Origin of the sequence: Comamonas sp. 26, from assembly GCF_002754475.1 — a bacterium.
In the GTDB taxonomy this organism is placed as follows: domain Bacteria; phylum Pseudomonadota; class Gammaproteobacteria; order Burkholderiales; family Burkholderiaceae_C; genus Comamonas.
The window spans coordinates 1,312,143-1,338,445 of sequence record NZ_PEFL01000001.1 but is presented as its reverse complement, the minus strand read 5'-3'; the positions used below and the strand labels follow the sequence as shown (position 1 = coordinate 1,338,445).

General features: G+C 57.3%; 21 protein-coding genes and 1 pseudogene. 9 read left to right on the top strand and 13 right to left on the bottom strand.

Annotated elements, in window-relative coordinates:
* Positions 1-315 precede the first annotated feature (315 nt).
* Positions 316-1,218, top strand: a pseudogene (locus CLU84_RS06090) (IS5 family transposase).
* Between the two features lie 239 nt (positions 1,219-1,457).
* On the opposite strand, the gene CLU84_RS06085 reads toward CLU84_RS06090, so the two are convergent.
* A complete protein-coding gene (locus CLU84_RS06085; RefSeq protein WP_099736421.1) occupies positions 1,458-2,744 on the bottom strand; it encodes a TIGR03862 family flavoprotein in 1,287 nt (428 codons plus the stop codon).
* A gap of 215 nt (positions 2,745-2,959) precedes the next feature.
* On the opposite strand from CLU84_RS06085, the gene trxA reads away from it, so the two are divergent.
* The 5 genes from trxA (at position 2,960) to CLU84_RS06060 (ending at position 8,507) form a co-directional block, all read left to right on the top strand.
* Positions 2,960-3,289 carry a thioredoxin TrxA gene (trxA, locus tag CLU84_RS06080; RefSeq protein WP_099736420.1) on the top strand — a complete coding sequence of 110 codons (330 nt, stop codon included), beginning with the start codon at positions 2,960-2,962 and terminating at the stop codon, positions 3,287-3,289.
* A gap of 275 nt (positions 3,290-3,564) precedes the next feature.
* Positions 3,565-4,827, top strand: a complete 1,263-nt coding sequence (rho, locus tag CLU84_RS06075) for a transcription termination factor Rho (protein WP_099736419.1) — start codon at positions 3,565-3,567, stop codon at positions 4,825-4,827.
* Positions 4,828-4,986: 159 nt separating this feature from the next.
* Positions 4,987-5,232 (top strand): type B 50S ribosomal protein L31, encoded by a 246-nt coding sequence (locus CLU84_RS06070; RefSeq protein ID WP_099736418.1) that lies wholly within the window; start codon positions 4,987-4,989, stop codon positions 5,230-5,232.
* Positions 5,233-5,406: 174 nt separating this feature from the next.
* Positions 5,407-7,134: a hypothetical protein gene (locus CLU84_RS06065; protein WP_099736417.1), complete on the top strand. Its 1,728-nt coding sequence runs from the start codon at positions 5,407-5,409 to the stop codon at positions 7,132-7,134.
* Positions 7,131-8,507, top strand: a complete 1,377-nt coding sequence (locus CLU84_RS06060) for an MATE family efflux transporter (protein WP_099736416.1) — start codon at positions 7,131-7,133, stop codon at positions 8,505-8,507. Before CLU84_RS06065 ends, CLU84_RS06060 begins: the two co-directional genes overlap by 4 nt.
* A 38-nt stretch (positions 8,508-8,545) precedes the next feature.
* Here CLU84_RS06060 and phoR read toward each other — a convergent pair whose 3' ends face one another.
* From phoR to pstS, 7 genes are all read right to left on the bottom strand, one after another.
* Positions 8,546-9,946, bottom strand: a complete 1,401-nt coding sequence (gene phoR, locus CLU84_RS06055) for a phosphate regulon sensor histidine kinase PhoR (RefSeq protein ID WP_099736415.1) — start codon at positions 9,944-9,946, stop codon at positions 8,546-8,548.
* Between the two features lie 46 nt (positions 9,947-9,992).
* Positions 9,993-10,688 carry a phosphate regulon transcriptional regulator PhoB gene (gene phoB, locus CLU84_RS06050; protein WP_099736414.1) on the bottom strand — a complete coding sequence of 232 codons (696 nt, stop codon included), beginning with the start codon at positions 10,686-10,688 and terminating at the stop codon, positions 9,993-9,995.
* A gap of 18 nt (positions 10,689-10,706) precedes the next feature.
* Entirely contained in the window at positions 10,707-11,408 is a 702-nt protein-coding gene (gene phoU, locus CLU84_RS06045; RefSeq protein WP_099736413.1) for a phosphate signaling complex protein PhoU, read from the bottom strand.
* Between the two features lie 50 nt (positions 11,409-11,458).
* Entirely contained in the window at positions 11,459-12,235 is a 777-nt protein-coding gene (gene pstB, locus CLU84_RS06040; protein ID WP_099736412.1) for a phosphate ABC transporter ATP-binding protein PstB, read from the bottom strand.
* A 17-nt stretch (positions 12,236-12,252) separates the two neighbouring features.
* Positions 12,253-13,137 (bottom strand): phosphate ABC transporter permease PstA, encoded by an 885-nt coding sequence (gene pstA / locus CLU84_RS06035; protein ID WP_099736411.1) that lies wholly within the window; start codon positions 13,135-13,137, stop codon positions 12,253-12,255.
* On the bottom strand, positions 13,134-14,072 hold the full coding sequence (gene pstC / locus CLU84_RS06030) for a phosphate ABC transporter permease PstC (RefSeq protein WP_099736410.1): 939 nt from the start codon (positions 14,070-14,072) through the stop codon (positions 13,134-13,136). The genes pstA and pstC overlap by 4 nt, the downstream gene beginning before the upstream one ends.
* Before the next feature lie 159 nt (positions 14,073-14,231).
* On the bottom strand, positions 14,232-15,263 hold the full coding sequence (gene pstS / locus CLU84_RS06025) for a phosphate ABC transporter substrate-binding protein PstS (RefSeq protein ID WP_099736409.1): 1,032 nt from the start codon (positions 15,261-15,263) through the stop codon (positions 14,232-14,234).
* Positions 15,264-15,623: 360 nt separating this feature from the next.
* On the opposite strand from pstS, the gene CLU84_RS06020 reads away from it, so the two are divergent.
* A complete protein-coding gene (locus tag CLU84_RS06020) occupies positions 15,624-17,105 on the top strand; it encodes a Ppx/GppA phosphatase family protein (RefSeq protein ID WP_099736408.1) in 1,482 nt (493 codons plus the stop codon).
* Positions 17,106-17,277: 172 nt separating this feature from the next.
* Here CLU84_RS06020 and ppk1 read toward each other — a convergent pair whose 3' ends face one another.
* From ppk1 to CLU84_RS05995, 5 genes are all read right to left on the bottom strand, one after another.
* On the bottom strand, positions 17,278-19,362 hold the full coding sequence (gene ppk1 / locus CLU84_RS06015) for a polyphosphate kinase 1 (RefSeq protein WP_099737892.1): 2,085 nt from the start codon (positions 19,360-19,362) through the stop codon (positions 17,278-17,280).
* Between the two features lie 437 nt (positions 19,363-19,799).
* Entirely contained in the window at positions 19,800-21,134 is a 1,335-nt protein-coding gene (glmM, locus tag CLU84_RS06010; protein ID WP_099736407.1) for a phosphoglucosamine mutase, read from the bottom strand.
* 50 nt (positions 21,135-21,184) lie between these two features.
* Positions 21,185-22,033, bottom strand: a complete 849-nt coding sequence (gene folP / locus CLU84_RS06005; RefSeq protein WP_099736406.1) for a dihydropteroate synthase — start codon at positions 22,031-22,033, stop codon at positions 21,185-21,187.
* Positions 22,034-22,102: 69 nt separating this feature from the next.
* Positions 22,103-24,025, bottom strand: coding sequence for an ATP-dependent zinc metalloprotease FtsH (gene ftsH / locus CLU84_RS06000; protein ID WP_099736405.1), 1,923 nt, complete (start codon positions 24,023-24,025; stop codon positions 22,103-22,105).
* Positions 24,026-24,284: 259 nt separating this feature from the next.
* Entirely contained in the window at positions 24,285-24,947 is a 663-nt protein-coding gene (locus CLU84_RS05995) for an RlmE family RNA methyltransferase (RefSeq protein WP_099736404.1), read from the bottom strand.
* A 32-nt stretch (positions 24,948-24,979) separates the two neighbouring features.
* On the opposite strand from CLU84_RS05995, the gene CLU84_RS05990 reads away from it, so the two are divergent.
* Together CLU84_RS05990 and CLU84_RS05985 are read left to right on the top strand one after the other, a co-directional pair.
* On the top strand, positions 24,980-25,444 hold the full coding sequence (locus CLU84_RS05990; protein ID WP_099736403.1) for a YhbY family RNA-binding protein: 465 nt from the start codon (positions 24,980-24,982) through the stop codon (positions 25,442-25,444).
* 65 nt (positions 25,445-25,509) lie between these two features.
* Positions 25,510-26,268 (top strand): glycosyltransferase, encoded by a 759-nt coding sequence (locus tag CLU84_RS05985; protein WP_199173694.1) that lies wholly within the window; start codon positions 25,510-25,512, stop codon positions 26,266-26,268.
* Positions 26,269-26,303 lie beyond the last annotated feature (35 nt).

Below are 26,303 nucleotides of genomic sequence, written 5' to 3'. Positions count from 1 at the left end.
CCCAGGCAAGGGGTCAAGTCACTCAAAAAACCACGCCGCAACCATGCCTTGCGTTGCGGCGAAGATGGCAAGCGCGGAAACATTTGCGCTGCGAAAGTGCCAGCAACATCCCTCCCCTTTACCACCGAACTCTCCTGCACACTCTCTTTGCAAGCACTACAAATCCTCAGCAAAGTACTGTAGTGAATCGACCAAAGTTTGAGAGACGTAATTCCGTGAGGCTAGCGGCTATCTAGAAAAAGCTGGCCGATTCAGAATTTGTTTCGTCGCGGCGTTGTTGCATAAACAGCTGCCATCCACAGATAGGCTTGCAAGATGAGTGAGTTGCTTCGTTCCAACTCCCACTACCGACCACAAACTGAAAGAACTACAACGCTGCACTCAAAGCTCGCGGCCCATTGACCGTCTGGCTCAATAAGGACATACAGTGGTTTGCCGCTGCCAGCGGCAAACGCGGGCGCAGCCCGAAGTTCTCGGATACGGCCATTCAGTTTTGTCTGACAATCAAGAATTTGTTCGGTCTGGCGCTGCGTCAGACGATGTGCTTTGTTGAATCCCTTGTGAATTTGTCAGGGCTGCATTGGCCAGCACCTAACTTCAGCACCGTCTGCCGTCGCTAGCGCAGCCTGCAAATTCATGTGCCGTATCGCTCTAGCCAGGCAGGGCTGCGTTTATTCGTGGGCTCTACGGGCATTAAGTTCCTGGGTGAAGGCGAGTGGAAATGCAAAAAATACAGCCCTGAGCGCCGCCGCCAGTGGCGCAAATGCATATCGACATTGATGCGCACACGCGGCAGATACGTGCGATTTGCGTAACCAGCAATGAGGTAACGGACACAGCTGTCGTGGCGAATCTAATGGAACAAATTCCTCACAACGAAGACGTACTCAGTCTGACTGGTAATGACGCCTATGAAACCCAGTCGGTCTATGAAGCGGCTATGCAAGGAGGCACCACTCCCATCATTCCTCCGAGAAAGAATGCCCAGGTACGCAATGCGGCTGTCGCCGCATGTCGGCGTTTGCGCCGAAGGATATGGAAAGGGAACGGTTACCACCAACGCAGCTTGGCGGAGACCAAAAGAACTGCATCAAACGACTGGGTGAGCGGGTCATTTCCAGAACCTTCGAGCGCTAGGTCAACGAACTGCACATCCGTGCCGCCATCCTTAATCGATTCACCGAACTAGGCTGTCCTCATACGGTCGCTGTGGCATAGCTGCGTCTGGGGTCTGGGGTAACTCAACCTCAATCGGATTTATGCAACAGCGCCGAGCCGCAGTGAAGGCTGTTTCAGCAAATCAAGCATGCGCCTGACTATTTGAGCAAGCCCTCTTGTCGTGAGCTGCACGAAGGCCGCCTGTTTATTGGCCGGTTAAAGCAAAAATAACCTTTCTCACGACAAATCCATTCTCAAAAATAATGCAGCCTCCATATTGCCCAAGCACCTTCACAAAATTACTTGCCTTGCAGGTACTTCACAACGCCATTAGCAATATGCACACCCGATGACATGCATGCGGTCAGCAGATAACCACCTGTAGGAGCCTCCCAGTCCAGCATTTCCCCAGCGCAGAACACCCCAGGAAGCGCCGTGCACATGCCATGCTCATCCAGCGCTTCAAGGCGCACGCCGCCCGCAGTACTAATGGCTTCATCAATAGGGCGCGGCGCAATCACCGTCAAAGGCACAGCCTTGATCGTTGCAGCCAAGCGTGCCGAATCAGCCATGCCATCTTTACCAAGAACTTCATACAGAAGACCTGCCTTGATGCCATCCAGACCCAAGCGGCCTTTGAGGTGGCTGCTGAGACTGCGCGAACCGCGTGGGTGCATGACTTCTTGCAGCACACGCTCGGCGCTAAATTGCGGCAGCAAATCCAGCTCGAACGCCGCATGACCCTGGCGAGCAATACAGTCCCGCAACATGGCCGAAACAGCATAAATCAGGCTTCCTTCCACCCCCGTTTGCGTCGCCACAAACTCGCCCTGACGCGCAAAACTGACACCTTGATCATCGGTGAACCGCAGAACCACAGGCTTGAAAGGCTGACCGGCAAAGCGCTGGGCGAATATGTCGCTCCAGCCTGCTACGCGCCCCTGCGCCCCACCCACATCAAAGCCACAGTTAGCCGCTTGCAGCGGCGCAAGATCTACACCCTTGCCTTCAAGCAACGGAGCCCACGCGCCATCAGAGCCCAGACGAGCCCAACTGGCACCGCCAGTTGCCAGCACAAAAGCCCTGCAGTCCACCTTGACCTTTGCATCTTCCGTCTGCAGCACAGGCTTTCCATCTGCATCCCAGCCCAGCCAGCGGTGGCGCATATGAAATTTCACCCCTTGGGCTTTCATGCGCACCAACCAGGCGCGCAGCAATGGCGCGGCCTTCATATCTGCAGGAAAGACTCGGCCCGACGTACCCACAAAAGTATCAAAGCCCAAGCTTTTAGCCCAGGCTTTCAATTCTTCTGCACCCCAATGCTGCAACCAGGGCGTCAACTCCGCAGTACGAGAGCTATAACGGGTGACAAAACTCGCGAATTCCTCGGAATGCGTGAGATTGAGCCCCCCCTTGCCAGCCATGAGGAACTTGCGCGCGGCCGAGGCCTTGCTCTCAAACACTCGGACAGACAAACCAGCCTGTGCCAGCTGCTCAGCCACCATCAGCCCAGCGGGCCCTGCTCCCACCACAGCCACATCACAGACCACTTCAGAATCGGCCACCAACGGCTCCGAGAGACTCATACTTCTATTACCTAATTCAACAGGCAGCCAACGGACTACCAAAGGCTGCGCAGAATACCACCGCAGGCATTTCTGCGATAAGACAGGCACTATTAACGTCATAGCTGTAAACAACCGCCACACAATGCAGCGGGAGATGAGTTTCTGTCACAATCAAGTCACTAGGCGGGTACACCGTCGATCTTTTTTTGATTCAAGAAAATCCAGGACTACAAATGGCTAGCGAATTGATCAAGCACATCACTGATGCAAGCTTTGAATCTGACGTACTGCAACCCGGCACTACCGTGCTGGTGGATTACTGGGCTGAATGGTGCGGCCCGTGCAAGATGATTGCCCCCATCCTGGACGATGTGGCCGAAAGCTACAAAGGCAAGGTGCTGATCGCCAAGATGAACGTGGACGAAAACCGTGAAATTCCTGCCAAGTTTGGCATTCGCGGCATCCCCACACTGATGTTGTTCAAAGATGGCCAGTTGGCCGCCACCAAGGTAGGCGCTTTGAACAAGACTCAGCTGACGGCTTTCCTCGACCAGCACATCTGATGTGTTCAGAAAACAGGGCTTCATTTGAGGCCCTGTTTGTTTTTGTGCTTAGCCCGCTTACATCTGCAGATCGCCCAACGCAGGCAGCAGATGACAAGCACCAAATAAATAGCTTGCAAGCTGCGCCGCTTTTCCTGTCATAATGGTTAAACCGCCGGCCACCGCATGGGGCCGCGCTGGATTTTTCTTCAGGCAAGCCTGCCCACTTTCACAGTGTTTCGTTAGGCTCTACGCCTCCCCCCTGGTTATTCTCACTCCACGCTTGGAGTCATTTCATGCACCTTAATGAACTCAAGGCACTGCACGTGTCTGAAGTCTTGAAACAGGCCGAAGCGCTTGAGATCGAAAACGTCGGTCGCATGCGCAAGCAAGAACTGATGTTCGCCATCATCAAAAAACGCGCCAAAGCGGGCGAACAAGTTTTTGCCGACGGCGTGCTCGAAATTTTGCCCGATGGCTTTGGCTTCCTGCGTAGCCCCGATACGAGCTACACCGCCAGCACGGACGATATCTATATATCCCCTAGCCAGGTGCGCCGCTTCAATCTGCACACCGGCGACATGATCGAAGGCGAAGTGCGCATCCCCAAGGATGGCGAGCGCTACTTTGCCCTTACCAAGCTCGACAAGGTCAACGGCAACCCCCCCGAACAAAACAAGCACAAGGTGCTGTTTGAAAACCTGACCCCTCTGTTCCCCAAGGAGCAGTTGCGCCTTGAACGCGACATCAAGGGCGAAGAAAACATCACCGGCCGCATCATTGACATCATTGCTCCCATTGGCCGTGGCCAGCGCGCACTGATTGTTGCCCCTCCAAAGAGCGGCAAGACCATGATGATGCAGAGCATTGCTCACGCCATCACGTCCAACTACCCCGATGTGCACGTGATGGTGCTGCTGGTAGACGAGCGCCCTGAAGAAGTGACGGAAATGCAGCGCTCGGTCAAGGGCGAAATCATTGCCTCCACTTTCGACGAGCCCGCCACACGTCACGTTCACGTGGCAGAAATGGTTGTCGAGCGCGCCAAGCGTCTGGTGGAGCTGGGCAAGGATGTGGTCATTTTGCTGGACTCCATCACCCGCCTGGCCCGCGCCTACAACAACGTCGTGCCTTCGTCGGGCAAGGTGTTGTCGGGTGGTGTGGACTCTAACGCTTTGCAGCGTCCCAAGCGCTTCTTCGGCGCGGCCCGCAAGGTGGAAGAAGGTGGTTCTCTGACTATCATCGCCACAGCACTGGTCGATACCGGCAGCCGCATGGACGAAGTGATCTTTGAAGAATTCAAGGGCACGGGCAACAGCGAACTGCACCTGAACCGCCGCTTGTACGAAAAGCGCGTGTTCCCTGCCATCGAACTCAACAAGAGTGGCACACGCCGTGAAGAGTTGCTGCTGGCTCCCGAGATTCTGCAAAAGACGCGTATCTTGCGTCAGTTCATGTATAACATGGATGAGATCGAATCCATGGAGCTGATGATCAAGAACATGAAGGCGACGAAGAACAACGTCGAATTCTTCGACATGATGCGTCGCGGCGGTTAATAAATTGCCGCATACGGGCTTTAGCCTTTATTAAACTCATCAAGCCCGCCACGTTATAATGGTGGGCTTTTTCTATTGCGGAAAGTACGCTTGATTAACCACTGCTACAAGGGTTGTAGCAGGTCAGGCACGGCTACCGCACTTGACCAAAGGAAGATCATGAAAGAAGGCATTCACCCTAACTACCGCGAAGTTCTGTTCGTGGACATGTCCAACGGCTTCAAGTTTGTGACCCGTTCGTGCGTGAACACCAAGGAAACAGAAAACTTCGAAGGCAAGGAATACCCCCTGTTCAAGCTGGACACGACTTCTGAGTCGCACCCCTTCTACACTGGCACACAAAAGTCGGTGGACAACATGGGTGGCCGCGTGGAGAAGTTCCGCAACCGCTTCGGCAAGAAGTAATTTTTACTTTTTCGCTGACAAAGGCAGCTCGGGCAACCGCGCTGCCTTTTCTTTTGAGGCCTGCTCCGCAACGTCCTCAACGCTCCTATCATCGCAGCACCCTGCGCTTTATTTTCAAGCGCTACCGCCTGATCTGGCCGTGCAATTTTGTACCGCCGCTACCGGATTGATTGTGTGAACCAGCCCACACCCGCCATCGTTGCCCAGAGCGCTGTGCGCCGCCTGCCGCGCTGGGCATTGCTTTTGCTGTGCCTGGCCTACGTCATTCCCGGCTTTGTCATGCGCGGCCCCTGGCGCTCCAACGACATGGAGGCCTTTGGCTTCATGCGAGAGCTGGCTCTGGGCCACACCAGCTGGTTAGCGCCAAAGCTCTCCGGCCTTTCCCCCAGCATGGATGGACTACTGCCCTACTGGCTGGGAGCCCTTTCGCTGCAAGGCTTTGGGTGGCTGATGGGCCATGAACTGGCCACACGCCTGCCCTTTATTGCGCTACTGATTCTCACGCTGGGCGCTACCTGGTGGGGTGCCTACTACCTGGCCCGTACCCCTGGCGCACAGCCCGTTGCTTTTGCTTTTGGCGGCGAAGCACAGCTGATTGACTACTCCCGAGCCATGGCCGATGCGGCCTTGCTGGCACTAGTCGCCACCCTGGGGCTGGCCCAGCCATCCCATGAAGCGACCAGCTACGTCACCCAGCTGGGCTGCACGGCACTGGTATTTTTTGCAGCGGCCGCCATGGCCTACCACCCCAACAAATCTGCCGTAGCACTTCTCGTCGGCCTGCTGGGTTTGGCCCTAAGCGGCGCGCCCACCATAGCCGTACTGTTTGGTCTGGGCGGCAGTCTGATTGCCTTCACGCAGCACAGCTGGGGCGATAACCCCGGCCGCGCCCATCGTCAGGCCCGCATCTGGGCTGCGGCATGGCTGGCGGCTACGGTTCTGGCTGCCATGCTGACCACCGCACTTGACCAGTGGGTCTGGCATCTGGTGGATTCCGTCAACGACCTGAGCGGACTGCTGCAGCTGCTGCTGTGGTTCTGCTGGCCTTCGTGGCCGCTGGCTTTGTGGACACTCTGGGTATGGCGCCGTCAGATTTCGTCGCCTCGCAAAAACGCTCATCTGTCCATTGCCCTGTTGTTTGCAGCAGTGCCCATCGCCGCCTGCCTGAGCAGCACACCCGCAGACCGCGCCCTGCTGCTGGGCCTGCCTGCCATTGCCACGCTGGCCGCCTTTGCACTACCCACCTTACGCCGCAGCATCAGCGCGTTGATCGACTGGTTTACGCTGCTGTTTTTCACCGTCTCAGCCATCGCCATCTGGGTGGTCTGGCTGGCATTTCAGACAGGGTATCCGCCAAAAATCGCCGCCAATATTGCGCGTCTAGCTCCTCAATTTGAAGCAAGCATTTCCTGGATTTCGGTTCTGATTGCACTGATAGCCACAGCAAGCTGGTTTGCTCTGGTGGTCTGGCGCACCTCACGCAATCGAGCCGCCATCTGGAAGAGTCTGGTTTTGCCCGCAGGCGGTGCCACGCTAAGCTGGGTTTTGCTGTCCACACTCTGGATCGCACCACTGGACCATGCGCGCAGCTATGAATTTCAGATGTCTCAGCTGGCCGATGAGATGCAAAAAGCGCAGGCTACCGGCTGCGTGCTGACTTATGGTCTGGGTCGCTCGCAAATAGCAGCCGTGCGTTACTACACCCATGTAGATACCGCCCTGCTGCGACACAACCCAACCGCCCCATGCAACTGGGCGCTGGTCGATGCCGACCGCTGGGCGGGCGACCACAATATCAAGCTACGTCAGGGCTGGAATGAAGTGAGCCGCATCACCCGCCTAAGCGGCCGCAAGGAAGTGCTGATTCTGCTCAAGCGCACAGATTCCGCAGCTGCGCAATGAAGGGCGAGCTGCAACACATAGGCCGCCACGCAGGTACGGTGCTGGCAGGCCAGCTGGCCGTCATGGCCTTTGGCACCACCGACACCATTGTGGCCAGCCGCTATTCCGACGATGCGCTGGCCGCCCTGTCCGTAGGCTCAGCCATTTTCGTCAGCGTCTATGCCTCGCTGATGGGCATTTTTCAGGCCCTGCTGCCGCTGTGGGCAGAGCAACGCGGCGCGGGCCAACCGCTGGCTATTGGCCGGTCGCTGCGGCAGTCCATGTACCTGTGCATGCTGGCATGTCTGCTTGGCATGGCCGTGCTGCTCATGCCCGATGCGCTACTGCGCTGGACCGATGTGCCAGACGCGCTTCAGCACGAAGTCAAACGCTATCTGGCCGTGCTGGCTTGGGGATTACCACCTGCGCTGCTGTTTCGCATTTACAGCGCACTGAATCAGGCGCTGGGCCACCCAAAGCTGGTCACCTGGCTGCAACTGCTTTCGCTGCTGATCAAGATACCGCTGTCCATCTGGTTCACGTTTGGCGGTCTGGGCCTGCAGCCCATGGGCGCTGTGGGCTGCGCACTGGCAACGCTGCTGGTCAACTACACCATGTTTGCCATCGCCCTGTGGCTGGTGCGCGTGCAGGATTTTTATGAGCCACTGGCGCTCTGGGCCAAGCTGGAGTCGCCGGACTGGAAACAGCTGGGGTATTTCTGCCGCTTGGGCGTACCCGCCGGGCTGGCCATTTTGGTGGAAGTGACCTCCTTCACGCTGATGGCCCTGTATGTGGCGCGCCAGGGCTCGCTCTCATCGGCCAGCCACCAGATTGCGGCCAATCTGGCCGCAATCCTCTACATGGTGCCGCTGTCGCTGGCCATTGCCACCAGTGCCCGCGTCAGCTACTGGCGCGGCGCGGGTGATGAAGTGCAGGCGCGCAGCCTGATTCAACAGTGTTTCAAGCTCTCAGCACTTATTGGTATTGCGCTAGCAGCTACGCTTTTAATAGCTCGCGACTTGATTGTGGACATTTACACAGACTCCCCCAAGGTGATGGCTCTCGCCTCATGGTTGCTGTTTTCTGTGGCCGCCTACCATGTAGCCGACTGTGTGCAAACCTACTGCATCTTTGTGCTGCGCTGCTACCGCGTGACCGTGGCTCCGCTGCTCATTTACTGCGTGCTGCTCTGGGGCGGCGGCCTGGGCATGGGCTACTGGCTGACCTACGAATGGCAAGCCGGCCCCACCTGGCAAAACTGGCAGGCCACGCCCATGCTGTTCTGGGCATGCAGCGCGGCAGCTTTGTTAGTGACCGCCATTGCTTTCAGCAGCATTTTGTTCAAAGTGATTCGCACCTCTGAATCAGTCCAGCCCGCCCAGCAAAAAAACTAGGCACTGGACCTGAGCACTGAACCCGACCTTCGCTGCTCTTATCGCGAGAGCAGCGAGGCCGTCGAATCCACACCGCTGACGCGCACCCTCGCCACCGGGAAGGTCACAGAAAATTCCGAGCCCTTGCCCATCGTGCTGGCAATGTGAAGCTTGGCGCCATGCCGCTGCAGCACATGCTTGACGATGGCCAGCCCCAGCCCCGTGCCGCCGGTATCACGGGAACGGCTGCGGTCTACGCGGTAAAAGCGCTCCGTCAGGCGTGAGACATGCTTCTCGTCAATGCCCGGGCCTGAGTCCTTGACGGAAAAGCGGGCCGTTCCATCACCCAGAATCTGCCAGCTCACATCAATCTGCCCACCCGCCGGGGTGTAGCGCATGGCATTGGCCAGCAAATTGGAAAACGCGCTGTGCAGCTCTGCACTGGCACCGGCAATTTCACCGGCATGCTTGAGCGCTTCTTCATCGGGAAAATTCAGTACATGAGGCCTGACCTGCTTACGCGTCAGGGCGCTAGACAGGCCGCGCGCCTCGTTCTCACAACGGGTGAGCAAGTTCGCCACCGACACCCAGTCGTTATTGCTGGGCAGAGGACTACCTTCCAGACGTGAGAGCGTGAGCAGATCTTCGACCAGATGTCGCATACGCTCGGCCTGCTGGGCCATCAGCTCCAGATAGCGGTTGCGCTCATCATCTTCTAATGGCAGGTTTTGCAGCGTTTCGACAAAACCAGCCAGAACCGTGAGCGGCGTGCGAATTTCATGCGAGACATTGGCCACAAAGTCGCGGCGCATGGCCTCAGCCTGCTCTAGCGCCGTGACATCGCGCGCCAGCAGCAGCTTGCGGCCTTCGCCATAGCCATACAGCTGCACAGAAAGGCGCACAGGCCGCGAAGGCGTACTTTCTCGCCCCTGCATGACCAAGTCATGCGTAAAGTCATGCGCAGCAAAGTAAGCGCTGAACTGAGGATCTCGCACCAAGTTGCCAATGCTTTGCAGCACATCGCGCTTGGCATCAAAGCCAAATTGCTTGGCCGATATCTGGTTGCACCACTCAATACGGCCCTGCTCATCCAGCAACACCACGCCGTTGGGGCTGGCCTGCAGAGCAGACAAAATATCATTCAGGCGCTGATCGCCCTGATGCACCTGCTGCTCGCCCTGGCGAATCCAGCGGCGCATGCGCACCCCGGCCTCGCCCCAGATGCCAGACAGATCAGGTGCAGCTCCCAGCTCTGACTGACGCAGCCAGCGCAGCAGCCGCGCGCCATTCCAGCTATCAACCAGCCACCAGACCCAGCCACCCAGCAAGAAGCCAGCCAGCACCACGATCACCTGCTGGACCGGTGTCGCTTCCGGGTGAATGAGGTAGATCCAAACCAGCCAGAGCACAAGGCCTGCGGCGATCTGAGAGGCCAAGAATCGAAAAGCACGCCAGCCCATATTTGCTCTTTGTTGTGATGGTCAGCCAAGGTTCGGAAAAACGCCTTCAGCCCAGAGCCTGCGCGCTGAACCGGTAGCCCGCACCGCGCACGGTTTCAATCAGCGCACCGGCCACGCCCAGCGATTCACGCAGGCGTTTGACGTGCACATCTACCGTACGCTCTTCAATAAAGACATGATCGCCCCAGACCTTGTCCAGCAGCTGGGCACGGCTGTGCACGCGCTCGGGGTGCTTCATCAGGTAATTGAGCAGCTTGAACTCTGTAGGGCCGATTTTGAGCAAATCGCCCTGCCAGCTTACGCGGTGGGCCGCTGCGTCCAGCATCAGCTCACCCATGCTGACCTTGTCCTGCACCTGCTCGGGGGCGCGGCGGCGCAGCACGGCGCGAATGCGGGCCAGTAGCTCCTGCGTGGAAAAAGGCTTGGTGATGTAGTCATCCGCACCGGCATCCAGGCCGGCCACCTTGTCGGGCTCATCGCCACGCGCAGTCAGCATCAGAATGGGCACGCCCTTGGTGCGGCTGTCGGCACGCCATTTGCGCGCCAGAGACAGGCCACTGGCGCCGGGCAGCATCCAGTCCAGCAAGATCACATCGGGCAGCACGGCATCCAGCTCGCGCTGCGCCGAAACACCGTCTTCCGCCCACACGGGCTGGAAGCCGTTATGCCTCAGATTGACTGCAATCAACTCTGCAATCGCAGGTTCGTCCTCAACGATGAGAACCATAGGCATCTTCTTCATCCCTCAGTTGCCTCCTGCTTACAGCACTGCCGATTCGATTTCGGCCATGGTCTGGTGGCGCACATCCTTGCCTTCGACCAGATAGATGATCAGCTCGGCCACGTTTTTGGAATGATCGCCAATACGCTCGATGGCCTTGGCCAGGAAGAGCAGATCGAGACTGGCAGAGATGGTGCGCGGATCTTCCATCATGTAGGTGATGAGCTTGCGCACAAAGCCATCAAACTCTTCATCGATCAGATCGTCCTCTTTCAAGATCGCTACCGCAGCCTTGGTGTCCAGGCGGGCAAAAGCATCCAGTGTCTTACGCAACAGCTCTGACGCCATCTGGGCCGCCATACGCAGCTCTCCGCTAGGCAGGGAACGCGCTGCGCCGCTTTCAATGATGGACTTGACCATACGGGCCATCTTGCAGGCCTCGTCGCCCATGCGCTCCAGATTGGCCGTGGCCTTGGAGAAAGCGATCAGCAAACGCAAATCCCGCGCCGTAGGCTGGCGGCGGGCGATGATGGAAGACAGCTCATGGTCAATCTCGACTTCCATCCCGTTGACCTGCTGTTCGGTGCTGATGACCTGCTCCACCGTATCGAGGTTGAAGCTAGTCAGCGCATAGACGGCATTGCGGATCTGCGACTCGACCAGACCGCCAAGTTCCATGACGCGGGCCGAGACGCGGTTGAGTTCCGCATCGAACTGGGTGGACAAATGTTTTTCTGTCATTGCTCTAATCCTTCTCAGTTTTTCGAGGTCTTAGCGACCGCTTTCGGCTCTTAACCAAACCGGCCAGTGATGTAGTCTTCTGTTTCTTTGCGCTCGGGCTTGAAGAACATTTTTTCTGTCTCGCCAAACTCCATCAAGTCGCCCAAATACATATAAGCCGTGTAGTCACTGCAGCGTGCGGCCTGCTGCATGTTGTGGGTCACGATGACGACGGTGTAGTCGCTCTTGAGCTCCGCAATCAGCTCTTCAATCTTGGCGGTCGAGATAGGGTCCAATGCCGAACATGGCTCATCGAGCAAAAGTACTTCGGGCTTGATGGCAATGCCACGTGCAATGCACAAGCGCTGCTGCTGACCGCCCGAGAGGCCAGAGCCGCTTTGCTGCAGCTTGTCCTTGACTTCATTCCACAGCGCCGCCTTGCGCAGCGCCCATTCCACGCGGTCGTCCATATCAGAAGAGTTCAGGCTTTCAAACAGCTTCACGCCAAAGGCGATGTTGTCGTAGATGGACATGGGGAACGGCGTGGGCTTCTGAAACACCATGCCAACCTTGGCGCGAATCAGCGCCACATCTTGCTTGCTGGTCAGCAGGTTGTCGCCGTCCAGCAAAATCTGGCCTTCAGCGCGCTGCTCGGGGTACAGCTCGAACATGCGGTTGAAGGTGCGCAGCAAGGTGGACTTGCCACAGCCCGAAGGGCCGATAAAGGCCGTGACCTTTTTCTCGGGAATGTCGAGATTGATGTTTTTGAGCGCGTGGAACTTGCCGTAGTAGAAGTTCAAGTCGCGCACAGCCAGCTTGACGTTGGAAGGAGCAGTGGTTGCAGTCATGATCGTGAACTTTCGAATTATTTTTGGCGAGTGATGTAGCGCGCCAGAATATTGAGACCCAGTACCGCCACGGTGATGAGAAGCACACCGGCCCAAGCCAGTTGCTGCCAGTTCTCATACGGGCTCATCGCAAATTTGAAGATTGTGACCGGCAGACTGGCCATGGGCTTGGTCATGTCGGCATTCCAGAACTGGTTGTTCAGTGCGGTAAACAGCAGCGGTGCGGTCTCACCCGCAATACGGGCCACAGCCAGCAGCACACCGGTAATCACACCGGCCCGTGCGGCACGCAGCGTGACCATGATTATGACTTTCCACTTGGGCGTACCCAGCGCATAAGCCGCTTCACGCAAGCTGGCAGGCACCAGCACCAGCATGTTTTCCGTAGTACGAATGACCACGGGAATCACAATCAGCGCCAGCGCAATCACACCGGCGATGCCAGAGAAGCTCTTGAGGCGTATCACCACCACGGTGTAGACAAACAGGCCGATCACAATCGAGGGAGCCGACAGCAGAATGTCATTCACAAAGCGGGTGGCTCCGGCAAGCCAGCTCTTTTTGTCGTACTCAGCCAGATAGACGCCAGCCATCACGCCAATAGGCGTGCCCACAAACGTGGCCAGCGTCACCATCATCAGAGAACCCCAGATGGCATTGGCAATGCCGCCCTCGTCATTAGGCGGCGGCGTCATCTGCGAGAACAAGGCAAAGCTCAGGCCGCCCACACCCTGGCGCACGGTTTCCCACAGAATCCAGACCAGCCAGAAAACACCAAACAGCATGGCCGCCAAGGACAGGGCCAGCGCCAGCAGGTTCATACGCTTGCGCTTGTCGTACTTGGCCTGGCGCACAGCCGCCAGATCGGCGGCGTTGAGCATTTTTGTGGAGGTCGAGCTCATGAGCGGGCTCCTTCATTCTTCTGCAGGCGATTGAGCAGCAGCTTGGACATGGCCAGCACCACAAAGGTGATGAAGAACAGCACCAGACCCAGATAGATCAGCGATGCCTGGTGCAGGCCTTCGCCCGCTTCCGCAAATTCATTGGCCAGCGCCGAGGTAATGCTGTTGGCCGCCTCGAACACAGAAAGCGAGTTGAGCTGGTTCATGTTGCCGATCACAAAGGTGACGGCCATGGTCTCGCCTAAAGCACGGCCCAGACCCAGCATGACGCCGCCCAGAACACCGGTCTTGGTATAGGGCAACACCACTTTCCAGACCACTTCCCAGGTCGTGGAGCCCAGACCGTAGGCAGACTCCTTGAGCAGCGCGGGCGTGACTTCAAACACATCGCGCATCACCGAGGCGATGAACGGAATGATCATGATCGCCAGAATAATGCCTGCTGACAGAATGCCGATACCCACGGGCGGGCCAGAGACAAAAGCGCCCAGATAGGGCACGCCGGTCAGCAGCGACTGCAGGGGCTGCTGCACATAGGTGGCGAGCACGGGGCCGAACACCATCAGGCCCCACATGCCGTAAACGATGGAAGGCACCGCAGCCAGCAACTCAATGGCCGTACCCAGCGGGCGCTTGAGCCAGGCGGGCGACAGCTCCGTCAGAAACAGGGCAATGCCAAAACTCACAGGCACTGCAATCAAAAGCGCGATGGCAGAAGTGGCCAGCGTGCCGTAAATCATGACCAGACCGCCGTACTGGTCCTGCACGGGGTCCCAGACACTGCTGGTCAGAAAGCCCAGACCATATTGATGAATGGCGGGCCAGGCGCCCACAATCAACGAGCCCATGATGGCCACGAGCAGCACCAGCGTCAAAATCGCTGCGCTGCGCGCCAGGACACCAAACAGGCGATCCGCCAGACGACCCGACATCATCGGTGCTCGTGGCGGTGAGGGAGAGCGTCGCTTGGCGGCATCGGTAGAAGCAGCCAGCGAGCTGGAGGGCGACGTTGTGGACACGTGGGCGCCTTTATTCGCAAAGGTTGAAAGAAGCAGCAAAGGTACCGTCCGGAACGGCACCTTGCCACTCACACATTACTGGGAAACGGCCTTGCCGGAAGTGTCCTTGATATTGCTCCAGGACTTGTAAATCACCGTCTTCACCGCCTCAGGCATGGGCACGTAGTCCAGATCGGCAGCTGTCTTGTCGCCCTGCTTGTAAGTCCACTCAAAGAACTTCAGCGATGTAGCGGCCTGAGCAGGCTTGTCTTGCGACTTGTGCATCAGGATAAAGGTGGCCGATGTGATGGGCCAAGCGTTCTTGCCTGACTGGTTGGTCAGGATTTGATAGAAGCTCTTGGCCCAGTCAGCACCGGCAGCAGCCGCCTTGAAGGTTTCGTCGTCAGGAGAGACATAGACGCCATCCTTGTTCTGCAGCTGCGTGAAGGTCATCTTATTTTGCTTCACATAGGCGTACTCAACGTAGCCGATGGAGTTGGGCAGGCGACCGACGAAAGCAGCAACGCCTTCGTTACCCTTGCCACCCGCACCTGTAGGCCAGTTCACAGCCTTGCCTTCACCTACTTTTTCCTTCCACTCGGCGTTGACCTTGGAGAGGTAGTTGGTGAAACCAAAGGTGGTGCCAGAGCCATCAGCGCGGCGCACAGGGGCGATGGCTGCATCAGGCAGAGCCACACCGGGATTCAGAGCCGTGATGGCGGCATCGTTCCACTTGGTGATCTTGCCCAGGTAGATATCACCCAGCACCTGGCCCGAGAGCTTGAGCTGACCGGGAGCCACGCCCTTGATGTTGACCACAGGCACAATGCCGCCGATCACAGTGGGGAACTGAACCAGACCCTTCTTGGTCAGCTCATCATCTTTCAGGGGCTCATCCGAAGCACCGAAGTCCACGGTCTTGGCTTCGATCTGCTTGACGCCAGCGCTGGAACCCACCGACTGGTAATTAATCTTAACGCCTGTGGCCTTGTGATAGTCAGCAGCCCACTTGGAGTACAGAGGAGCTGGGAAGCTCGCACCAGCGCCAGTGGCTTCCTGGTTCGCTTGGGCCATGCCACCTGCAGACAAAGCACCAGCCACCAGAACGTGAATCAAGGACAACTTCATGAAACGACCTCTTAGGGTTGAAAGATTCGATGGGTGAACTGTAAAAAGCTTTTATGACAGCGTCGTGACACATACATTTCAATACGCCTCCGAGTGAAATAGCGGCCCTGTGCTTCATTTGATCGTCATGCAACCGTCATATTTCATTCGCAAAATTCTGCCCCTACTCTGTGCAAAAGCAGGTGTCAGACAAGCCAGCACCGCCAACGTGATAGTTGGCAAATACCTGACTTGGCAGAGGTTGAAACCCGCCCGAAGCCAGCCAGAACCGCGTCTGTACTGCATATTTCAGAACTTTAGGTGCAGCGCTAATCAGCCTCGCGCCCACACTCTTAGAACAACACATAGATTGGCTCAGAAATGGCCCCTGAATCACTGCTTGCTGCCGTAGACCTTGGCTCCAATAGCTTTCGCCTTGAAATTGGCCGCATCGGCTCCCACCAGCGCATCGAGCGCGTGGAATACCTCAAAGAAACAGTGCGCCAAGGCAATGGACTGAACGCACGCCATGAACTATCACGCGAAGCCATGGAGCGTGGCTGGGAATGCCTGGCCCGCTTTGGTGAACGCCTGACGGGCTTCAAAGCCGCGCAAGTGCGCGCCGTGGCCACCCAGACCCTGCGCGAAGCCATCAATGCTCAGGAATTTGTGGAACGCGGCAGCCAGTTGCTGGGCTTTCCGATTGAAGTCATCTCCGGCGAAGAAGAAGCCCGGCTGATCTATCGCGGCGTGGCCAGCTCGCTGCCGCCCAGCCAGCAAAAGCGTCTGGTCATTGACATTGGTGGCCGCTCCACCGAAATCATCATCGGCCAGCACAGCAAGGCGCTGCAGGTTGCCTCCTTTGCGCTGGGCAGCGTCTCATGGAGCTCGCATTACTTCAGCGATGGCATGCTGAACAAAGCCAATTTTCAGACCGCCATGGCCGCCGCCAAGCAAAGTCTGACCCAAGCCCAGTTTGCCTACCCCGGCACAGCCTGGGACTGCGCCTATGCCTCATCCGGCACGGCCAATGCAGTGGCCGATGCGCTCACGGCACAAGGCCTGGATGGCCGCGTCATCACGCCAGCCAAGCTACGCCATCTGTATGAGCAGTTGCTGGACATCGGCCATGTGGACAAGCTGCGTATTCCCGGCCTCAAAGAAGACCGCCGCGCAGTGGTGGCTGGCGGCATCAGCGTGATGATGGCCGTGGTGGACTTGCTGGGTATTACCGAGCTGGAAGTCGCACAAGGCGCGCTGCGCCAAGGCGTTTTGCATGACCTGCTGGACCATGAGCCGCCCGCCGACAAGGAAGCCGCCGAGATCAGCGGCCTGCAGCTGGATTTTGGCGTAGACGAGGCCCACGCACACCGCGTGCAACGCGTTGCCGCCGAACTGCTGCAACACATGCAGCCCACAGCGCCCTCGCTTTTGGCGACCAAGGCGCTGGACATTGCCGCGCAGCTGCACGAAGTGGGCATGCGCGTGGCCCTGAGCAACTACCACCGCCACGGTGCCTACATTACCGAGCATTGCAGCCAGGCCACCTGGGAGCCCGAGCTGCGCGAGCGCATCTGCCAGCTGGTGCTGGGCCACCAAGGCAAGCTGCGCAAGCTGGATGCAGTGATTGACAACCCCGAAGTCGCCCTGCCGCTGATGGCTCTGCGCCTTGCCGTGCAGCTATGCCACACGCGCCGCGACCCGGACATGCAAGGCATTACCCTCAAACGCGCAGGCACAGAATTCAGACTGACCACGCCCACAGACTGGATGCTGACCTACCCCCAATCTGCCCGGTTGCTGGAAGAAGAAGCCATGGCCTGGAGCAAGTCGCCCTGGAGCCTGAAGCTCTATCTGCGCTAAACCTATGCTCCGGATACAGCGATAGAGCAAAAAAAGGGACTGCCGTGCAGTCCCTTTTTGCTTCAGCGTTCATAAAAATGAGAGCTTCTTGCGCAATTCATTCAAGGGTTTCCGCATCAAAAGACGCTAAAACCATTGAACATCAGGAGCAAGCAGCTCACATTTTTAAAGATTACTTGGCAAGCTTCTCCCCGCCATAGCGAGCCATCAGTGCCTGCTGGGCACCCTTGCCATCCAGCGGATGCAGAGGCTTCAGATAAACACCCGAGGCATCAAGCAGCCACGCATCACGGTCATCGCCCAAATAGGCCACCAGACACTCGTCAATCACGCGCTGGCGCAGTTTCTTGTCCAGCACCGGCCAGGCAAGCTCCACTCGGCTGAGCATGTTGCGGTTCATCCAGTCAGCGCTGGACAGCAGCAGCTCTTCCTCATCCCCCCAAGCAAAGTAGAAGACCCGTGAATGCTCCAGAAAGCGGCCAATGATGGAGCGCACGCGGATGTTGTCCGTTACGCCCGGGCGCTGCGCCGGCAGCATGCAACTGCCGCGCACGATGAGATCAATCTGCGCACCCTTTTGCCCTGCGGCAACCAGTGCGCGGATCAGCGGCTCATCGGTCAGCGCATTCATCTTGAGTACCATGCGCGCGCGCTGACCACGGGCGGCAGCAGCAGCCACCTTGCCAATCAGCTCCAGCATGCTGCTTTGCAGATGAAATGGCGCCATCACCAGCTTTTGCAGCTTGGGCAGAGTGTTGTGGCTGGAGAGATGGCGAAACACGGCATCCATATCGGCCGTAATTTCCGCATTGCAGGTCAGCTGGCTGATGTCGGTATAAAGCCTTGCGCTGCGTGCGTTGTAGTTGCCTGTAGACAGATGCGCGTAGCACTTGAGCTGGTTGGTGCGCTTTTCGCGGCGCGTAATCAGCAGCATCTTGGCGTGGGTCTTGAGGCCGACCACCCCATAGACCACCTGCACGCCCAGCGACTCCAGCTTCTCGGCCCAGTTGATATTGGCCTCTTCATCAAAGCGGGCCTTGAGCTCCAGCACCGCCAGCACTTCTTTACCGCGGCTCACGGCCTCGGCCAGCAGGTTCATGATTTCAGAGTCGGTGCCGGTACGGTAAATCGTCTGTTTGATGGCCAGCACCTGCGGGTCGTTGACGGCCTCGCGCAACAATTCCAACACGCCATCAAAGCTCTCAAAGGGCTGGTGAATGATGATGTCGCTCTTGCGCATCTGCGCCATGATGGAGCGACCGGGCGTGAGCTGCGTGGGCCATGCTGGCTTCCATTTGGGGAATAGCAAGGCAGGGTCATCCACCAGGTCAATCAGCTGCATCTGGCGCACCAGATTGACAGGGCCCTTGACGCGGAACAGCGCCTGCGCAGGCAGACCGTATTGCTCGAGCAGCAGATCAGACAGCTCCACCGAGCAAGACGATGACACCTCCAACCGCACTGCCTGACCGTAGTGACGGTGATGCAGGCCCTGGCGCAGTGCCATGCGTAAATCGACGACATCGTCGTCATCGACAGCCAGATCGGAATGACGGGTGGCGCGGAACTGCGAGAACTCCGACACTTCGCGACCAGGGAATAACTCGGCCAGGTGCGCCCGCACTACGCTAGAGATGCTGACAAACAGTTTTTGCTTGCCCGAGATTTTTTCCGGCACCCGGATCAGTCGCGGCAAGGCGCGCGGCACTTTGACAATGGCCACCTCATTGGCACGCCCAAAAGCGTCCACGCCATTGAGGCGCACAATGAAATTCAGCGCCTTGTTGGCCACTTGCGGGAAGGGGTGTGAAGGATCGAGCCCCACCGGCATCAGCAAAGGCTGAACTTCACGCAGAAAATATTCACGCACCCACTTGCGCTGCGCCGCACTGCGATCGCCATGCGAAATCAGGCGAATCGCATGCTTGTTGAACGCAGGAATGATGGACTGGTTGTAGAGCTGGTACTGCTTGGCGACCAGAGCATGCGCTGTCGCCATCAGCCGCTCAAAGCTGGCAAGCGTATAGGTGCCCAGCTCATCCCCGGCCTTGGCTGCAGAGACGTGAGGCGCGCAACGCACTTCAAACCATTCGTCGAGGTTGGAAGAAACTATGCACAGATAGCGCAGGCGCTCAAGCAGCGGAACGTCTTCGCGCTCGGCCCAGCTCAGTACCCGCTCGTTGAAGATGAGAATATTTTGATCACGGTCTAGAAGCTCCAGAGTCGGCTCAATCGTCTGATCAATCGCAGGGGGCATGGCAACCTCAGTCTTGGGCGCTGCACGACGTCTGCGCGGCGCTTTGGTGACAGCTTTGACCGGCTCAGCCAACGCCTTGCCGGTCGTGCCATGTTGCCCGTCAGACTGAGGTTTCGCAACTGCCGCCAACCCAATGCGCGACACTTGCCCACTCAGACCATGCAGATCGTGAGCCAGCCCCAGCGATGCGGGGCCTGTTTCCGCAATCTTTGCAACCTGCAAGGGCTGCACCGAAGCCTCTTCAGCCTGGGTTGTAGCAGAGTTGAGAAAAGAAGAAGCAGAGCCAGAGTTGGCTTGTGAGGATTGGGACATGTGTCAACAGCGGCCTGCAGAGCCTGAAGCGCCCTTGCGGGCATGCTCACAGTCTGCCGCTGCTTTATGACAATCACATGACCATTTAGTGACGTTGGAGACTGTCTATGACAGTCTTCAACGATTTAACTACCCCTGACAACTGCAGCGAGTCGCTCTGCGCAGGTGCTGGCCATGGTTGCATCTCGCGCTTCGACCATGACGCGCACCAGGGGCTCTGTTCCGCTGGCGCGAATCAGCACGCGGCCCTCGTTGCCCAGCAGCTTTTCCACGTCCGCCTGCTCATGAGGCAGCTGCGGGTTGCTCTTCCAGTCTTGACCCGGCTGCAAACGCACATTGATCATGACTTGAGGGAACAGTGTTACTTTCTCCAGCCACTGTGCAATCGTCTTGTTCGAGCGCACGCAAGCCTGCAGCACCTGCAAAGCGCTGACCAGTCCGTCACCGGTGGTGTGCTTGTCCAGAGCCAGCAGATGGCCCGAACTTTCACCACCAAGTTGCCAACCATTGGTTTTCAGCGCTTCCAGCACATAGCGGTCACCCACCTTGCTGCGCACAAAGTCCATGCCTTGTGCTTTGATTGCCAGCTCAACCGCCATATTGGTCATCAAGGTGCCCGCCACACCGGGCACTACACCGCCTGCTGCCAGGCGGTCAGCCGCCATGAGATACAGCAGCTCATCCCCGTTGTAGAGGCGACCCTGTGCATCCACCAATTGCAGGCGGTCAGCATCGCCATCCAGCGCAACGCCATAGTCGGCATTGTTAGCGCGCACGGCCATCACCAGTGCCTCGGGGTGGGTTGCACCCACGCCTTCGTTGATATTCAGGCCATCCGGCGAGCAACCAATGGCCACCACATTCGCGCCCAGTTCGTGAAAGACCTTGGGTGCAATCTGATAGGCAGCACCGTGCGCCGCATCAACCACAATCTTCAGGCCGCGCAGCGACAGGCTATGGTCAAACGTGCTTTTGCAAAATTCGATATAGCGGCCAGCAGCATCTGCCAGACGGTGTGCCTTGCCCAGAGCGGCAGATTCTGCCCAGACAGGTTCATCCTCAAGAGCCGCCTCAACCTCTTCTTCCCAAGAGTCAGGCAACTTGGTGCCTTCCGCGCTGAAGAATTTGATGCCGTTGTCATAAAACGGGTTATGACTGGCGCTGATCACCACACCCAGACTGGCGCGCTGAGCACGTGTGAGGTAAGCCACCCCTGGAGTGGGTAAGGGCCCCAGCAGCATGACATCGACGCCCGCAGAATTAAAGCCTGACTCCAGAGCGCTCTCCAGCATATAGCCGGAAATGCGGGTGTCCTTGCCGATCAACACCAAGGGACGCTCTTGCGTGCGGCGCAGCACACGGCCCACCGCATGCGCCAGGCGCAAAGCAAAATCGGGGGTGATAGGCGACTTACCGACTGTTCCACGAATCCCATCGGTACCGAAATACTGTCGTGCCATGTTCTAGTTTTCCTTTTGCTGATTCAATATTCTTGCTTTTACGCTGGCGCTCAAGCGGTCATCGCATCTTCATCATGCATGGCCTGCCAGACAGATAAAGCAGCCACCGTATCTTTCACATCATGCACGCGCACGATGCGTGCACCGCGCTCTACCGCCAGCAAAGCAGCTGCCACACTGGGCACCATCCGATCTTCCACAGGCAAGCCAGAAACCTGCCCCAAAGAGCCTTTGCGTGACCATCCTGCGAGAAGGGGAAAGTCTAGTCCCAGCAGCGCCTGTTGATGTGCCAGCAAGGCAAAATTTTGTACCACGCTTTTGCCAAAGCCAATTCCGTAATCCCAGACGATGCGCGAGCGCTCCACCCCAGCATCCAGCAAAGGCAGCGTGACTTGCTGCAGAAAGCCTGCAACTTGAGCAACCGCATTGCCCTGCATATGGCTCAGGTGCATGTCCTGAGGTGTCTTGTGCATGTGCATCAGGCAAACGCCGCAGTTGCGGTGCTTGCTGACCACCTCAAACGCACCCGGCTGGCGCAACGCCCAGATGTCATTAATGATGTCTGCGCCTATATCCAGTGCGGCCTGCATGACTTCTGGCTTGTAGGTATCGACGGATATTGGCACATTGAGCTTGATGGCCTCTCGCAGCATGGGCAACACACGATCCAGCTCCTCTTTCAAACTGACAGCCGGTGACCCCGGCCTTGTGGACTCGCCGCCAATATCCAGAATATGCGCACCCTCCTTCAGAAGCAGCTCTGCATGCGCCATAGCCTGAGACACGCCTGTGTGCTTACCACCATCAGAAAAAGAATCCGGGGTCACATTCACAATGCCCATGACCTGAGGTTTGTCGAGTTGCAAAAGAAAACGCGATGTTTGCCACTGGTGCGACATAGAGATCCGATCTTGAAAGTGAAAAAACAAAAGGTCCTCAAGGGACCTTTTGTTCATGTGCTTAATTTTTTAAGCGGTTGTCGGCGCTGGGTCTGCACTGGCTGCAGGAGTACCGCCCGACGAGTTACCACCATCCGATGAAGGAGGGTTGCGAGGTGTCCAGTCCTTGGGAGGACGGGGCTCCTTGCCAGCCATGATGTCATCGAGCTGCTCTGCATCGATGGTTTCCCAATCGAGCATAGCCTTGGCCATGGCATGCATCTTGTCGCTATTGTCTTCGATCAACTTGCGTGCCAGCGTGTACTGCTCATCAATGATGCGGCGAACCTCATCATCCACCTTTTGCATGGTGGCTTCAGACAGGCTGGAGCCACGGCTGAAAGAGCGTCCCAGGAATGGCTCGCCTTCCTGCTCGGAATACACCATGGTGCCCAGAGCATCACTCATACCGTAGCGGGTCACCATGTCACGTGCAATCTGGGTCGCACGCTCAAAGTCATTCGAGGCACCAGTCGTCATCTGGTGCATGAACACTTCTTCGGCAATACGGCCACCAAACAGCATCGCAATCTGGTTCAGCATGAACTCCTTGTCGTAGGAGTAGCGATCCTTCTCGGGAAGGCTCATAGTCACACCCAGCGCACGACCACGTGGAATGATGGTCACCTTGTGCACGGGGTCGCACTTGGGCAACAGCTTACCAATCAAAGCGTGGCCTGCTTCGTGGTAGGCCGTGTTGCGGCGCTCTTCCTCAGGCATGACCATGCTCTTGCGTTCAGGGCCCATGATGATCTTGTCTTTGGCCTTTTCGAAGTCCTGCATCTCGACGGTGCGCGCATTGCGGCGTGCAGCCATCAGAGCAGCTTCGTTGCACAGGTTGGCCAGATCAGCACCAGACATACCGGGCGTGCCACGCGCGATGATCGCGGGATTCACGTCTTGCCCGACGGGGATCTTGCGCATATGCACGTTCAGGATCTGCTCACGACCGCGGATATCGGGCAGTGTCACATACACCTGACGGTCAAAACGGCCAGGGCGCAGCAAAGCCGCATCCAGAATGTCAGGACGGTTGGTTGCAGCCACCACGATCACGCCGAGGTTGGTCTCAAAACCGTCCATCTCAACCAGCATCTGGTTCAGTGTCTGTTCGCGCTCGTCATTACCGCCACCCATGCCGGCACCACGCTGGCGGCCCACGGCATCGATTTCATCGATAAAGATAATGCAAGGCGCATTTTTTTTCGCGTTCTCGAACATGTCACGGACACGGGCAGCACCCACACCAACGAACATTTCCACGAAATCAGAACCCGAGATCGAGAAAAAAGGAACCTTGGCTTCACCAGCAATGGACTTGGCCAGCAGGGTCTTACCCGTACCAGGAGGACCCACCAGCAGCAAGCCACGAGGAATGCGACCGCCCAGCTTCTGGAACTTGTTGGGGTCTCTCAAGAAGTCAACGACTTCCTTAACCTCTTCCTTGGCTTCGTCGGCACCAGCCACATCCGCAAAGGTAACGGTATTGCTATTTTCATCAAGCATGCGCGCCTTGGACTTGCCAAAACTGAACGCACCGCCCTTGCCGCCGCCCTGCATTTGGCGCATGAAGTAAACCCACACACCGATCAGCAACAGCATGGGACCCCAGCTCACGAGCAAAGTCATGAGCAGCGAACCTTCCTCGCGGGGCTTCACGTCAAATTTGACGTTGTTATTGATCAGGTCGCCGACCAAACCACGATCCAGGTAAGTGGCTGTGGTGCGGATCTTGCGATCATCGGTTGTGGTTGCCACAACCTCGGTGCCGCCGGCACCTTCCTGAATGGTTGCAGACTTGATGCGGTTACTGCGAACCTGCTCCAGGAATTCCGAGTAGCCAACATGAGATGCACCACCAGCGCCTCGGGTGTCAAACTGTTTGAACACCGTAAACAGCACCATGGCAATGACCAGCCAGACGGCGACTTTTGAAAACCACTGATTGTTCAAGCGGGGCTCCAAAGGAATATTCAGACGAAAAGGCCCAGAAGGGGGCTTCTAAACCTAGTTGAGGTTCATTTTAGGTCTTTCAAGCGGCAAAGACGGCTATTTCCCCCTATTGCAGCCATAGGCAGAATGCGGTCTTGCGCTGAAACAGCGCTAAGCCAATGATTTACCACGGCTTTGCACTATCACTTTCATAGACTTGCGTAAGCAAGCCGTTCGAAAAAATGCCCTTAGAACCTGTTTACACAGTGAGCTCAAGCACTCAGGCAGGCTGTTTAAGACCAATACCCACCAAGAATATCTCGGAAGAACGGTCACGCGAGGCCTTGGGCTTGATGGGTTTGACCAGCTTGAAAGTCTGCTTGAACAAATCCACCAGCTCGTTGTAGCTGCTACCGTGGAAGAGTTTGACCACCAATGTCCCTTCAGGCTTCATGTTATTGATCGCAAATTCGACGGCCATCTCGATCAGCACGGCGACCCGTGCACCGTCTGTTACTCCATGACCTGAAAGGTTTGGTGCCATGTCAGAGACCACGACATCGGCCTTACCTCCCGCCATGGCTTCTTCCAGCTGGACCAGCACAGACTCCTCGCGGAAGTCGCCCTGGATGTAGTGCACGCCCTCAATGGGGTCCATGGGTAACAAATCCAGAGAGATGATGCGGCCATTTAAATCCCCCGCAGCCGCGCCACTAGGCGAGAGGCGACGACGCACATATTGGCTCCAAGCGCCAGGGGCACAACCCAAGTCAACCACGGTGTGGCCGGGCTGAATCAGCTTGAGCGACTCGTCAATTTCCTTGAGCTTGTAGGCCGCGCGGGCACGATAACCATCCTTCTGAGCCGCTTTTACATACGGATCATTGATGTGATCGTGCAGCCAATTCTTATTGACCTTCTTACTTTTGGTTTTCGTTTTCATGCCTGAATTCTCGCAGCCTTGATAATACGGGTATGCCCCAAATTGAATTAACTCCCGCACAGCGCCGGGAACACCGCGCTGAAGCCCACCATCTGGACCCCGTTGTCCTCATCGGTGGCGATGGTCTAACCCCCGCCGTACAGAAGGAAGTGGACGCTGCACTCAATGCCCATGGTCTGATCAAGGTCCGCGTTTTCGGTGATGACCGCGCCAGCCGCGAGCAAATTTACATGCAACTTTGCGACGAACTCGGCGCAGCTCCTATCCAGCACATCGGCAAATTGCTCGTGCTGTGGCGCCCCATTCCTGAGAAGGAACGTCAGCACGACGAAGACCGCATGCCCGGCCCTCGCGACATCAAGGTGCTCAAGTTCGGCCGCGCCGGCTCCAAGCCTGAAGTCAAGCAACTGCGCGTACTGGGCAACCAGCGCCTGACAGCTGGCGGCACGATCAAGCGCGCCAAGCCCAAGCAAAAGTCGGTCAAAAAAGGCCATTGATTCGGATCTTCAAGATCCGCCGCACATCGCTCGTTTGCCATTTTCTTCGCTGAGACCGCTTATCCATGGTTCAGACCACACAGCAGCAACGCCACATTCTTTGCATGAAATGGGGTACCAAGTACGGCCCGGAGTACGTCAATCGACTCTATGCCATGGTGCGCCGCCATCTCAGCGGGGATTTTCGCTTTGTCTGCCTGACCGACAGTATTGAAGGGATTCGTTCCGAAGTGGAATGCCTACCCATTCCCGACCTGAACATTCACCTGGCCCCTGGCCAGCGTGACGGAGCCTGGAAAAAACTCACGACCTTTGAGCGAGACCTGCATGGTCTCAAAGGCCAGGCTTTATTCCTTGATCTGGATGTAGTCATTGTGGGCAGCCTGGATGAGTTCTTTGCGCTGCCCGGCGACTTTCGCATCATTCACGACTACCCGCGCTTCTGGCGTTTTGGTAAGCGGATTGTCGGCAACTCCTCGGTCTACCGTTTTGAGTTGGGTGCGCATGCCGATGTTCTTGAGAACTTCCGCGCCAACACCGAAGAAATGCGTGCCAAGTACCGCAATGAGCAGGAGTATCTGTCTCACTTTCTGCACAAGCAAGGGAAGCTGGATTACTGGCCTGCCGCCTGGTGCCCCAGCTTCAAGTACTACTGCATTCCGACCTGGCCCACCAATTACTGGAAAGAGCCGGTGCCGCCTGCGGATGCTCGCATCGTGATTTTCCACGGCGAAGTGAACCCACCCGATGCGCTGGAAGGCCGCCGCAACAAACGCTTCCGTCATATCGAACCTGCAAAATGGATCGAAAAGGCTTGGGGCTGATCTCTCACCCCTGATGGCTGCATTGCTTGCAGCCA